Annotated in this window: 6 protein-coding genes; 2 read left to right on the top strand and 4 right to left on the bottom strand. The window is 35.8% G+C overall.

Annotation, left to right across the window (positions count from 1 at the left end; translation table 11 throughout):
- Positions 1-122 precede the first annotated feature (122 nt).
- Complete coding sequence (locus A8L32_RS13930; RefSeq protein WP_066631382.1) at positions 123-1,406, top strand: hypothetical protein; 1,284 nt, start codon at positions 123-125, stop codon at positions 1,404-1,406.
- Here A8L32_RS13930 and A8L32_RS13935 read toward each other — a convergent pair.
- The 4 genes from A8L32_RS13935 to A8L32_RS13950 all read right to left on the bottom strand — a co-directional run bounded on the left by A8L32_RS13935 (position 1,403) and on the right by A8L32_RS13950 (position 9,208).
- Positions 1,403-2,062 carry a DsbA family oxidoreductase gene (locus tag A8L32_RS13935; RefSeq protein ID WP_066631383.1) on the bottom strand — a complete coding sequence of 220 codons (660 nt, stop codon included), beginning with the start codon at positions 2,060-2,062 and terminating at the stop codon, positions 1,403-1,405. The genes A8L32_RS13930 and A8L32_RS13935 overlap by 4 nt on opposite strands.
- A gap of 124 nt (positions 2,063-2,186) precedes the next feature.
- Entirely contained in the window at positions 2,187-3,716 is a 1,530-nt protein-coding gene (locus tag A8L32_RS13940; protein ID WP_066631384.1) for an alpha-L-fucosidase, read from the bottom strand.
- Between the two features lie 282 nt (positions 3,717-3,998).
- Positions 3,999-5,579: a sulfatase family protein gene (locus tag A8L32_RS13945; RefSeq protein ID WP_066631385.1), complete on the bottom strand. Its 1,581-nt coding sequence runs from the start codon at positions 5,577-5,579 to the stop codon at positions 3,999-4,001.
- Positions 5,580-5,632: 53 nt separating this feature from the next.
- On the bottom strand, positions 5,633-9,208 hold the full coding sequence (locus tag A8L32_RS13950; RefSeq protein ID WP_066631387.1) for a VPS10 domain-containing protein: 3,576 nt from the start codon (positions 9,206-9,208) through the stop codon (positions 5,633-5,635).
- 470 nt (positions 9,209-9,678) lie between these two features.
- Between A8L32_RS13950 and A8L32_RS13955 the strand changes: the two genes are divergently transcribed.
- Positions 9,679-13,845, top strand: coding sequence for a hybrid sensor histidine kinase/response regulator transcription factor (locus A8L32_RS13955; protein ID WP_066631388.1), 4,167 nt, complete (start codon positions 9,679-9,681; stop codon positions 13,843-13,845).
- Positions 13,846-14,121: the final 276 nt, after the last annotated feature.

Below are 14,121 nucleotides of genomic sequence, written 5' to 3' on the forward strand. Positions count from 1 at the left end.
AAAATAAAGTTTGTGAATGAAGCATTCTGGATGCATCGAAAAAAACATGAAGTAATTATAGTATGAATTTGGTAGGAATTAGGATTTAATTCCGTTTTTTTAAGGTTCAAATTGCGTTCACCATGAAAAACCATGAAATAATCTACGTTAAACATAGTGTTCAACTTATTGAGGATAAGTTGAATTGGTTAAGTGCAGATGAGTGGAAACAAAGGGATTATCTTCATTTGATAGATTTAATTGAAGAAAAAACGAAGGTGAAATTAAGCCTTTCTACCATAAAGCGAATCTGGAAAAAGGATTATGAAGGAATTCCGCATCATTCTACTTTGGAGGTGTTTGCCCAGTTTTTAGATTACAAAAGTTGGTTAGAATTTAAGGATAAGAATAAACATATTATCCAGAATATTGAAGAAATAAGCAAGGCGCAACCTAGAGATAAAACAAGGTTTAATAAACGATGGACAATTGTTTTAGGGAGTTTTATAATGGTGGGTTTTGTTTGCTGGTTATTGATGGGCTCTTTTCAATCAAAAGAGGTTTTCTATCATCCCGAAGATGTTAATTTAGCTTGTAAAAACTCCGTTTCTGTTGGAGTGCCCAATACGGTTGTATTTAGTTATGAGGCAAGCAAGGTTAAAGCTGACAGTTTTTTTATTCAGCAGTCGTGGAATAAATTTAGGAGGGATAAAATACAGCCTACAGGAACACATTTAACCAGTACTTATTTTTACCCTGGTTTTCATAAAGCAAAGTTAATTGCCAACGATTCTATAATAAAACAAACTGAGGTGATGATTCAAACAGATGGTATGCTTGTTTTATCCAGAGATGGTTATATGGACGAGTCGCCCATTTATATTCGTAAACCATCCATCTTTCCAGAAGGATATATCAGTGTTTCAGAAAATGATTTAAGTAATCATGGCGTTCTGGTAACGCAGGAATCGTTACTCAGTTATTTTTACGTACAGGATATTAAAGGGCTCAGTAGCCTAGAATATAGCTTTGAAACCAGGTTGAAGTGCGATAGTATAATGAATTTGAATTGTCCGAATATTGATATTGTTATCAATGGAAAGGAGAATATGAACTTCTTTAGGTTAACGATGCCTGGCTGCATAGGTAAAGCCTCTATGAAAGTGGGACACCAAATGTTATCGGGTAAAAACAATGACTTGTCATTTTTGGGTGTTGATTTATACCATTGGCAGACATTTAAAATAAAGATTAAGGACGGTTTAGCTAAAGTATTTATCAATGATGTTTTACTAAAAGAACTAACAGTAAACAAAGGGATAGGTGATATAGTAGGATTTAACCTTAACTTCTCAGGCACAGGCTCTGTTGACTTTGTTAACTTATCTAATAAGGATGGTCAAACCATTTATAAGAATAATTTCTAGCTTTTCTCTTTTTGTTCGTTTAATAACTCGGATAATACCCTTTTATACACATAAATAGGTTGAACTCCAGTTAAAGCGCTGGTATTATTAAAAACAACCGTAGGTACAGATGAAACACCCATGCCTTGCCATTTAGCCTCTTGATTTTGAATGTTTTCTTTCGCTTCTGGTTTATCCAATAAGGCCATGGCTTCATCAGTATTTAAATCAATGCTATTTATGATTTCGCGCAATACTTCACGTTTGGAAATGTCTTTTTGTTCACTGAAAAATGCTGTAAAAAGAGCCAGTTTTAATTCAGTTTGTTGATTCGATTTTCTGGCATAATCCAATAAAATATGTGCCTCTCTTGAGTTCACTATTCTCATGCCTTCAAAATAATCAAAGTTGAAGCCTAACTCCGAGCCGTATTGGCTTAGCTGTTGTTGTACTTGTTTCACCTGTTCGGGCGAAGAACCATATTTTTGCATTATATGTTCTTGTAGATCCTGACCTGATTTTGGCATATTAGGGTTTAACTCAAAAGGCTGCCATTCAATGTCTATTTGGTCTTTTATACCCAGTTCTTGTATGGCCTTTTCAAGGCGTTTGTAACCTACAATACACCAAGGGCACATCACATCTGACACAATATCTAGTTTTATTTTTGCTTTCATCTTACGCTTGTTTATATGTATATACAAAAAGTGAGCGACCTTGTTCAGTGGTCGCTCACTATAATATAATTACGTTTGTAATGAGTTTATAAAACTACGATTGAAATATACTTCGGTTCCTTGTCTATCGTGTTTTCTCTATTTTAAGCACATAAGCAAAGTCGCAAGGTTTTTCTTTTGGGAAAGTGACTTTTAAACTTTGCGGCTGATGCTCCCATGTTAGTTTTTCATCGCTACCTATTAGGCTTATACTTTTGATGTCGCCAGGGTACAACCTGCCATCAGAACCTAAGGCTTTAATATTAATGCTTTCCTCAGTGGGCCAATCCAATACAATGGCATATACTATGCCTTGCTTTTGGGTATAACGGATATCTTTTGAGGTATATTGAGGTATCTCAGTTCCGTGCTTTTGCCCTTGTCCGTGATGCCCAGGGTTTTTAATGTAAGCAGGACCTTCTCCGTAAATAGACCAAGGTGTTGTGCCGTAAATAGCTTCTCCGTTTAAAGTAAGCCAATCGCCCATTTTATATAATTCTTGCTTAATGTTTTCGGCAAATGAACCATCCGCTTTAGGAGGAACATTCAGCAATATGCGTCCGTTTTTAGATGTGATGTCAGCTAACATATCAATGAGAATATTGGCATCTTTAACTTTGTTTGCAGGATTATAAAACCATACAAAAGGCCACGTTATATGCTGTTGCATATTGATATCTGCCATCCAAGGGTCATATTGTATGCCATCCAAATTTCCATTTTCAATGTCGCGCATAGCCACACCTGGCGGAATATCAAAACTCTTGTAGATGAATTCCACTTCCTTACCCCAATCCTGAGCAGCATTATAATAACTACTGATATAATCTAACTGAATATCTTCTCTAATACCATCTATAAATAGTTCTTTTTCGCTTTCGGTTATTTTGCCACCTTCTATCAAATGCTTCTTTTCAGGCCCAACAGTACCGCCAAAACCTACATCAACCCAAACTAAATCGGGTTGGTACAGCTCATAGCCTTCTTTCATCCTGTCTAACCATCCTTGCAAATATTCTGTTGTATAGCGTCCTTCTGGTCCATGAACCATAGGTGTACTTCCTCGTCGGGAATAATCTCCTTCTGGATCGAGGTAAGTAGAGTTGCTTTTGCTCATTGGCCCCCAGAGTGTAGAACTATGAAAAGAGGCCATTAACTTCATATCTCGTTTGCGAATCTCCTTAGCCAATTCGCCGTAGATATCTATTTTAGGCCCTTTTTGTACGGTATTCCAGTCGGTTATTTTGCTATCCCAATTTAGGCAGCCGTTCACGTGCCAAGCCACAGGACCCGCAAATTGAGCACCTGCTTTTTCAAACATATCTACCCACTCTACGGCATTAAATTTATTGCCTTTCCAATGCTCAATAGCTTTGTGTGCGGGCATTTTAGGTTTGCCCATATCATGCATTACAGATTGTGCTCCCCAGTGACAATAGATACCAAATTTCATTTCGTCGAGCCATTGCGGAGTGGTGTGATTACGTAACGAAGTCCAATCAGCTGTGTAAGGTTTTGGCTTAATAGGTGTTTCTTTTTTTACCTCGGTACAGGCAATCGCCAATAAGATAATGCCCAGAAATAAACAGAATTTTAAAATACGAGTGTGTTTCATTTTGTAGATTTTAATATAAGATTCTAAAGCTTTATTAGATATGAAGCTTCTTACTATTTAGTTTTATGAAAATACACTTTATTGCATTTGTAATAAGGAAATAATCACCCTTAATAAGGGGGAAGAAGTTCTGAAGAATTTTCATTCGGGTTAATAGACTTAATAGAATGGTTAAAAGTTGGGGTAATGTGGCTGTAAACCAAAACATGACAAATGAGTCTGCTAAAACTTAATTGCCATGTTATATTGTTTCAATGTTTTGGAGAACTTATTCCAAATCACTTAATCATTCCAGTGTTGTTCGATAATATTATTTAAAGCAGGATAGTTTTTATCCGTTTCATTAAGTTCAATTCTTTGTTGCTTTAAGTCCTCTTTCATATCATGAATAATAGTTGCATAATTAGGGTCGTTATACTTATTATTGAGTTCCTGAGGATCATTTTTTAAATCGTAAAACTCCCAAGCTACAGGTATTTCTTCATCCATTACATCGCTATATCTTTTACTCCAGTAAAAATTATTTCTTTCGTTTTTAGCCAGATAGTGTTTGTTGTAATAAAGAATGAGCTTGTAATCTTTACTCCTAATACCCAAATGAGCAGGTACATAATGATGTATCATATGCATCCAATAACGATAGTAGGTGGTGGTTCGCCAGTTTTTTTCTTCCTTTCCTTTTATCGTTTTAATAAAGCTTTTACCTTGCATATAATTAGGTGCTTTGCCTCCAGCCAATTCAATAATGGTTGGTGCAAAATCAGTATTGTTAATGAGTAAATCACTCACTATACCTTTATCAATCATCTCAGGACAATGGATAATAAATGGCATTTGCATAGATTCTTCATACATCCATCGTTTATCAATTAAATCGTGCGCACCCAGCATAAAACCTTGGTCGGCCGTGTACACAATAATGGTATTATCCCATAAACCCTCTTCTTTTAGGCATATAAATAACCTACCTAAATTATCATCAATACCTTTAACACATCGCAAGTAATCTTTTAAATAAGTTTGATAAGCACGGCTAGTTGCTTCGTAGTCTGTTAAGCTACTGTCATTCACGTATTGATCTACATAGGCAGTTTTAAAATGTCTGGCCGATACCGATGACCCAACTTTATCCTTCAGCTTATTATCCTTTCCTTTGGTAGCAATAGAACCCCAGTTAGGTTGCGTATATAAACTGGCTGGTTCGGGTACCTTTGTACTTTCTAAATAATCCGTGTAACGAGGAGCAAACTCAAATTTACCATGTGGTGCTTTATAATGGTGCATGATAAAAAATGGCTTCGATTTATCAACACGCTTTAAATAATTTAAAGTAGAATTGGTGATTACATCAGAAGAATGTCCTTCAGTTTTAACCTTATTATCTGGCCATTTACCCAATCCTTTTTTACGAAATGTAGGATTAAAGTATTTTCCTTGTCCTGGCAATACTTTATAGAAATCGAAATGAGTAGGTTCATTTTTTAAATGCCACTTGCCTATAATAGCCGTTGTGTAACCTAATTTTTTAAGCTCTATAGGTAAGTATTGTTTTGCAGTGTCCAGGGCTCCATCTAAATCTAATATACCGTTTGTTTGAGGATACTGACCCGTAATAATTGAAGCTCTACTTGGGGTACAAATAGAGTTGGTACAAAAAGCACTATTAAATAACATTCCATCAGCAGCCAATTGGTCTATGTTGGGTGTAGGATTTAAAGCACTATAAAATCCGTTATACGCACCAATAGCTTGAGCTGCATGGTCATCGGACATAATAAATATAATATTCGGTTGCTTCTTAATTTTTGTTTGAGAGCAACTGAATAGAATAATGACAAGGGGAATAATAAGTAACTTATACATAAAAAGTGGGATTTACATACTCGTAAATAGTTTTGGTATTTACGAGTGGTCTGTTAAAGCTTTATAAAACTCGTTAGCATTGTTTTGTTAGTTGTGGTAACCGATAAAAGGTAATAACCTTTAGCTAGTTGTGATACGGATATCTGTCCTTGATTATTGCCTTCCATTCTTGTAAATGACTGGCTTAAAATCTTCTTTCCTGATAAAGAAATAATTTCAACCTTGGCCGCACTTAAATCATGAATTTCAGAGACAATGTTGATATGATGATCGCATGGGTTGGGGTAAACTCTAAGCTCTTTGTAGCTTACCTTTCCTACCGAAACATCTTTAGGTTCAACAGTAACTTGAATGCTTGAAGATATATTGGTGTTTACGATAGTACCTGTAATGGTAACCATACCTTGAGCTATTCCTTTTACCACACCTTTTTCGTTAACAGTTGCAATTGCCTTGTCATCGGATTTCCAAATAATATTATTCATGTAAGTTTCTGCAGGGAGAATAGTATAATTCAGGTTGTGAGTTTCGGATTCCAAAACCGTAACTGCATTGTCTGTTTCAATACTTGTTGGTTTAACTGGCATATTAGGGTTTGGGTCTGTGGATGTGTACCAACCACTTCCATATGTTGATGCGTAGAATTTACCTGGCACATAGTTGTCAATGGCGATATCATTAATTCTATCGGACTGACCGTTTCCAGTGTTTATTTTTATCCAGTTTTCTCCAGCATCTTTAGATAAATAAGTACCCGCATTTTTACCATTAATACTGGTGTTGGCTAAAGTGGAAATTAGGATGGTATTTGGATCATATAAAGCTGTTTCTATGCGATTGGTCCACGGATAATCGAATACCTTAGTCCATGTTTGCATGTTATCTTCGCTTACCCAGGCACCGCCATCATCAATACCTCCATTTTTACTTCCTGCAGTAATATAAACTTTATTGTCCGCTGAAAAGTGAATGTCGTTGATGCCTTGTGACTTTGAGATGGATTGGGTGGATTCTACTTCATTCCAGTTCTCTCCAAAATCGGTAGATTTAAATAAACCTCCATCGGCATTTTGGATGGCCACATATATTACTTTGTTGTTTTCTGGATCTATAGCAATTGCAGTAGCGTCTAGTGATTCTGGTAAGCCGATATTGGAATCCTTCCAGTTGGCTCCTCCATCGCTGGATTTATGAACTCCCCAATGAATCTCTGAATCTCCAACAAATTCAAGACTTTTCGCTTTTTTAGGAACCACAAAATACATGTTGTCTGGGTTAACCATATCAAAAGTTAAATGTATTTGATGAACAGATTGGTCGCCAGAATGTCCTGTGATATCCCAATAAGGTACAGCTTCTCCATGCTCAGCCCAAGTTTCTCCCGCATCAGTAGAACGCATTAATTTACCTTTTTTTGCCTGACGGAAAAATAAAGCATAATGCTTTGTTGTATCGTACGGGTGCACTGCGTACCAACTCAATGAGTTTTCATCCTCTAATATCTTTTTAAAAGTAGCAGCTTGTGCGCCAGGTCTTACTTTTTCTCCATCATCATTGGTAACCCAAAGGCTATTTTCTCCTGCAAAACAAAATACCTTGTTGGGCATTAATGGGTGCTGAGAAAACCCATGACCAGGAACATTGCTATTACCTGCGCCTACATAACTCTCTTCTCCATCAGTGGTGTATTCGTCATCAATATCCAGCCAAGTTTCACCTTTATCATAACTCATTAAGCTAATTTTAGCCAATTGAGTATGCAGTACAGAACCATCGGCATTAAATTTTACAAAGTTGCAGCCTTTACGTTCGTAAAAGTCACGTTCAATCCATTCCTTTTTATACTTAAGTGAGAGGTTGTTGCCCATGGGGTTACCACGTTGTACCCAATAGTTATAGTCGCTAGAACCAACTTTCCAAGCTTTACCATTTCTATGACAGATATGCCAATTTACACCACCATCTGATGAGCGCCAAACCTGACCAGGCTTAAAGTTATTACGTGAGGCGTTAGAATATTCATTGTTTAAATAAATATTGTTTACATCGTTCGGATCTATTTCAACGGTATTAAATCGGATGGTTATTTTGGATGGTAGAGTGGGGTAGGCTGCTTCAAAGTCTTCATCAGTCATATCAAAAACGTAAGCCGCACAGTGCATGTAGCTCTTTTTTACATCGCTATTGTTTTGAAACTGTCTCATGTCCAATGCAATGTTTCCACTTATCTTTTGCCACGATTCGCCTCTATCTACACTTTTAAATAATCCACCTTTGTCATCGGTAATCGTATTGCCATCGGCTTTCCACATGGGGTTACTAATCACAATCATGGTTAAAATATCATCTGCTTCGTTATAATGGTAATCCATTGCACGAAGCATATCATAATCGATACCGCTAATCTTTTTGACCCATAAATCCCCTCCATTGGTACTTTTGTAAAAACCAGTGCTTGTTGAAGCGTATACTATGTTAGAATTTTTAGGGTCTACCAATAGAGTTTCAATACCTGTTTCAGGTTCAAGTCCGTTATTTTTTAAAATCCATGTTTGTCCTTTATCGGTGCTTTTCCAAATTTTATTTAAACTACCTGCATGAGCTAAAGTTCCCTTGGGCTGCGAGTGAGGGTATAGGTTACTGCCTAAATTTCTTAATCGGCCACCACCTGCGTACCAAATGTCATCATCTTTAGGGTCAACAGCCACCGCATCAACATATATACCGTCAAATGTAGTAACAGGTAGTCTTGTCCATTTATGACCTCTATCTTCGGTATAAAATATCCCCTGGTTTCGTTCGTCGGTGCACATGCCAAAATCTGCGTCCAGACGTGAGAAATCTAAGCTGGTTAATTCTATTGGCCCTCTATAACCTCTTTTAAAGTCAGACTCATCCTCATTTAGTATAGATTCGTAAGTTTCTCCTTTATCCCATGTTCCATAGGAGTTTCCCATATTAGGACCTACAAATAACACATTTGGGTCTGTTGGGTGCCAAAACGCCGACTTACAGTTTCCACTCATCCCCGGCCCAAATTGTTTCCATACGATGTTGGGGTCAGATTCTACTTTTTTTGTTTTTAAATCGTTCGAAAAACTAGGCTCAACCACCACTTTTTCTATTTTAAAATCATCCAAATAGTAGTTTGAGTTATTTGTATCGTTAGGTCTAAAACTAAATAAGGCGTACCCTTCGTTAAAATTGCCATTGGAGGTAAATGTTGTTTTATACTGAGTCCACTCTGTATCGGCCATAGGGCTAATATTGATATGACCTATTTTAGTTCCAATGTTATCAAACAGCTTAATATTACTAGCAGAATTATCGGTGGGAATAATGGCTTTGTACCAAAACGAAATTTCGTATGATACTCCTTCTTCCCAATTAATGATTTTGGGCGTGGTTAAATTCCCTTTTTGACTGGCTTCGCTAAATACAAAATGTAAACCGTTATTTCCAGTATGTTTGGCTTCTGTTTTAATTTCAAAAGTGGGCATGCCTGTGCTTAAAGTCGAAGCCCATTCAACACTTAAGTCTTGCTCAAAGCTACTTTCAAAAATAAGTTCGTTGCCCCATAAACAAAATACGATGAGGTTTAAAGTAGTAAGTAAAAAAGCTCGTTTCATTTTTTTAAATATTAGCAAAACTTAAATGACTGGTACTTATTAAATGATACTCTTGTTGCATCATTATTTATGTTGGTCATCTACGTTTCATGTTTGGGATTTAGTAGATTTTAATTTTTGTAGTTTAGGGTGGATTAGGTGCAAAGAAAATATATTTCAAATATGTTCATAATTCGTTTCAGACAAAGGTTAATAATGGATGCTAAAGTCGGGTATAAACGGGATAGGGGGTATTTTTACTCGTGAATAAGATGGTATTGTATCACATTTAAAGTATTATTGTCAGTGCATTTAAGTAATAATAAATGGCCAGAACGGAATGTCGGTTTCTTACCGTTTAAACTGTTTAAAATATTTTATCTTTATATGTGTAGATAGTTTGTCTCGTATTAAAAAGTCCTTATGGTAGTGAGGAGTTTTTATTAAGATGGGAGAATTATCATCACACCAATTACTGAAGAGTACTGCTTATGAAAAAGGTATTATTTTTTGTTTTATGTTTCTGCTATAGCATCGTAGTTTCAGCTAGTGAGTTTAGATTGTTGTCTACACTTGAAGGGTTATCTCAAAATGATGTTAACTGTATATTTCAGGATAGCAAAGGTTTTATATGGATAGGAACCAATGATGGCTTAAATAGGTATGATGGGTACGAGTTTAAAACATTTAGACGCGAGCCTCGTGAAGAAAATGGTATAGCAGGTAATATTATTCAGGCTATCACGGAGGATTCCAATGGCGATATTTGGATAGGAACTAATGATAATGGAGTGAGTAAATTTGATTTGTCTGCTAACAAGTTTGTTACGTATGCTAATGCGCCAGGAGGTGTTAAGTTGTTGCAATCGAATCGTGTAACAAAAATAACGGCTGATGATAAAGGAAATGTTTGGGTAGTGAATGCTAAGGGTATTGATATCATTAATATTGAAACAAATGATATTTACTCAGTTTCAAAAGAAGGTCTTTATCACCGAAAGGATGAAATGCCTTTTAACTACATTAAAGATGTGTTTGTAGATAAAAGTGGCACAGTTTGGGCTGCTACTACTTATGGTTTGCGACAAATAAATCCTTACACTTACAAAATTGAAGCGAGCCTTATTGGCAAACGTGGGCACAGGGTTGTAGCCGGTATTTGTGAATTCAACGATAAGTTATATGTATATAACTCTAAGGGCGTTGGGTATTTAGATAGGGAGAGTAAAACTTTTGAGTATATATTAAATTCAGAAAGAATTAGTCAGCTTGAATTTGATTTAGAGGGTAATATTTGGGCTGGCACTTCAGATGGACTCATAGTTGTATCGCTTAAAAGAAAGTCGCCTTTGGTATATGAGGTGGAAAAAATATATAGAGATGGAATTGAACAGGGGGGCGGAATAACTTCTAACCTAATAAAGGATATTTACAGAGATAAGTCTGGTTTAATATGGGTTGGTACAACTGGAGGTGGTGTAAATATTTATAATCCTGAACACAAAAGATTTAAGCACTATAAAAAGACTAGGAAAGAAAGTAGTATATCTTATAATAAAATTAGAGCTGTACATGAAGATCAGCATGGAGGTTTATGGATAGGAACAGACGGTGGCGGCGTAAATTATTTACCTAAACAAACTAAAAAAGATTATTCGAAAGGATTTATTCATAAATATTCAAACGAAAATACCAAAGCCAGTAATGGTTATTGCATTGCTGAGGATACTTTAAATAATCGCATTTGGGTAGGTACGGGTTACCCTATTAAAATTAAAGTGTATAGCTCTAAAACAGGAAAAGAGATTAATATTGATAAGTGGAATTTAGAAGTTATAAAATCTGTTTTTTCTATATTGATTGATAGCGAGGGTTGTGTTTGGTTAGGGTCCTATGGAGATGGTTTATGGCGATTAAAGCCTGATGGTTCAGGCGGATACATGCAGGATAATTTTATGTTTGATAGCAAAAGTTATGCTTTGCCATCTGATTTTATCAGAAGTATTTTAGAGGATAAAAAGGGTAATATTTGGGTAGGAACAACAGAAGGCTTGGTGAAAATTAAGGCCAAGCATAAGTATCTGGATAAGCCCAAATTTTTTACCTATAAAAACATAGTTAACGACCCCAAAAGCATAAGTCACGATTATATTCTACCGATTTTTCAAAGTCGAAATAAGGATATTTGGATAGGAACACTTGGAGGTGGCTTAAATCGTTATCGGGAAACAAAGGATGGAATTGGTTATTTTACAACCTATACAACAAAAGACGGATTACCTAATAATGTTGTTAAAAGCATCCTTGAAGATGATAAGGGTAATTTGTGGTTAGCGACCAATAGAGGAATCACGAAATTTAATATCAAGAGTAAAGAAGTATTTAATTATGATATTAATGATGGTTTACAAGATTATGAGTTTGCTGAATTAGCGTGTGCAAAAAGAAAAAATGGCGAAATGATTTTTGGAGGAGTAAATGGTTTTAATACTTTTTTTCCAAATCAAATAGTAGAAGATAATTCAGAATCGCCTGTTGTATTTACCAAGCTTTCTATCTTAAACCAATTTGTTGAAGTGGGAGAAGAGCTACGCGGTCGGATTTTATTAGAGAATGATATTAATGATACCGAAGAGTTACATTTAAAGTATTCTGAAAATAGTTTTAGTATACACTATGTGGGACTTAATTTTATAGCGCCACAAAAAAACAAATACAAATATAAGCTAGAAGGTTTTGATGAAGAATGGATTGAGACTGCATCGGATACTCGTTTTGCCAAATACACCAATTTAAAACCGGGCACCTATAAATTAAGAGTTACTGCCTCCAATAGCGATGGGCAATGGAGTGATAAGGAGAGAGCGATAAGTGTTGTTGTGATTGCACCATGGTGGTTATCTACTTGGGCTTTGGTAGCGTATTGCCTAGTCATTGTTATTCTTTTAATATTCTTTCGACGTTTTTCATTAATTGGTATTCAGCAAAAAAACCAACTGTTAATGGAGCGTTTTGAGAAGGAAAAGGTAGAAGAGCTTTCTCAATTAAAGCTGAAGTTCTTCACCAATGTATCGCACGAATTTCGAACTCCGTTAACCTTAATTATAGGACCAATAGAAAAACTAATACGTGAAAAGTCAGCTATGTCGGCTGAAAAGATGGCACAGGTTCATGATATTATTCATCGAAACGCTAATGTGTTGTTGCGTCTTATAAATCAGCTCATGGACTTTAGAAAGTTTGAGCAAGGTAAAATGACCATTAAGGCGGAGAAACATAATTTGGTAGAGTTTGTAAGAAACATTTATTCTTCATTTGAAATATTTGCAGAACAAAAAGGTATTGACTTTTCGATACAGTGTTTTACCGAGGATATTGAAGTTTGGATTGATACCGAAAAGATGGAGAAAATCATTTATAACCTCTTATCCAATGCCTTTAAATTTACACCTAGCGGTGGAAAAATAACGATTCAAGTAAAAGAAAGTGGTTCTGAAATTTTCTTTTCTGTAGAGGATTCGGGTGAAGGAATGGATGAGGATATGAAGGCACGTGTTTTTGAGCGTTTTTACCAGGGGGATAAACTGGAGAATAAAAAATACGGAAGCACGGGTATAGGTTTGGCATATACCAAAGGTTTGGTAGAAATGCATCATGGATCAATTGATGTGGCAAGTGAGCTTAATGAGGGAACTACATTTACGGTTACATTATTAAAAGGCAATGCACATTATCAAAAGGAAGAGTTACAGTTAGAAAGCGAATATAGAAGCGTAGCAGATAGTGTATGGGTAAATTCATTGGATCCGAATGATTCAAGCACTGTGGTTGTAGATACAGAAGATGACGTTGATAGTGACTCTCCAAAAACTATTTTAATTGTAGAGGATAATGTAGAGCTTAGAAGTTTTGTAAAAGAGAGTCTCAGCGGAATCTACAAAGTAATTGAAGCCGAAAATGGTGAAGCCGGATTAGAATTATGTAAGGAGCAGAATCCAGACATTATTGTGAGTGATGTAATGATGCCTAAAATGGACGGCTTTGAAATGTGTAAAGCTATTAAGGATGATGTAGCTGTCAGTCATACGCCAATCATATTATTAACGGCTAAAACCTCCAGCGAACACAAAATAAAAGGATATAGTTTGGGTGCAGATGCTTATGTATCTAAACCATTTAATTTTGAAGTTTTAAAAGCACAGATAGAGAACCTGTTGGCTAAACGTGAAAACTTAAAAGGAGCTTTCCATAAAAAGGTAGATGTTTCGCCAACAGAAGTTGCTACCACCTCAATGGACGAAAAATTCCTAACTAAAATTTTATCTATTATTGAAGATAAAATAGGCGATTCTGAGTTCACGGTGGAAGAGCTTGCATCAGAGTATGGTATTTCAAAGGTTATTTTAAATCGTAAGTTAAAAGCTTTAACAGGAAAAACCGCTAAGATATTTATACGATCCATTCGTCTTAAAAGAGCCGCTCAATTATTGTCTACGGGTAGGTATTCAGTGGCTGATGTTACCTACGAAGTTGGTTTTTCTGATTTAAAATATTTTAGAACCTGTTTTAAAACTGAGTTTTCTATTTCACCGTCAGATTTTAAAAAGCAACATTTAAATAAAGAAGACGATGAGGCAGAATCTGAAAACATTGAATAAAGCTTAAACCTGATATCGGGTAATAATATTAAAAAAAGTAAGGGGCATTTGTTTACAAGTGCCCTTTTTGTTTATGTTTTTATCTGATGTTACTAAACGAATGTCCTAAAAATACCCCCTTCTAGCTCTAGTTTGTTAAAAAGTGTTAGAAATTGCCAAGTAAAACTAATCTCTCCCTCTAAAAACGATGAATATTTCAGGTTTTTGCCCAAAAATGACTTGTTAATACCCATATATTCTGCGCATTTATCCCCGACTGTTTTTAATTAACCCCCT

This window comes from Labilibacter marinus (genome assembly GCF_001659685.2).
GTDB lineage: Bacteria > Bacteroidota > Bacteroidia > Bacteroidales > Marinilabiliaceae > Saccharicrinis > Saccharicrinis marinus.

What these genes read in the sequence shown, in the direction of transcription:
- A8L32_RS13935 (WP_066631383.1), bottom strand. Translation starts at nt 2,062, where the DNA reads ATGAAAGCAAAAATAAAACTAGATATTGTGTCAGATGTGATGTGCCCT.
- A8L32_RS13930 (WP_066631382.1), top strand. Translation starts at nt 123, where the DNA reads ATGAAAAACCATGAAATAATCTACGTTAAACATAGTGTTCAACTTATT.
- A8L32_RS13950 (WP_066631387.1), bottom strand. Translation starts at nt 9,208, where the DNA reads ATGAAACGAGCTTTTTTACTTACTACTTTAAACCTCATCGTATTTTGT.
- A8L32_RS13955 (WP_066631388.1), top strand. Translation starts at nt 9,679, where the DNA reads ATGAAAAAGGTATTATTTTTTGTTTTATGTTTCTGCTATAGCATCGTA.
- A8L32_RS13940 (WP_066631384.1), bottom strand. Translation starts at nt 3,716, where the DNA reads ATGAAACACACTCGTATTTTAAAATTCTGTTTATTTCTGGGCATTATC.
- A8L32_RS13945 (WP_066631385.1), bottom strand. Translation starts at nt 5,579, where the DNA reads ATGTATAAGTTACTTATTATTCCCCTTGTCATTATTCTATTCAGTTGC.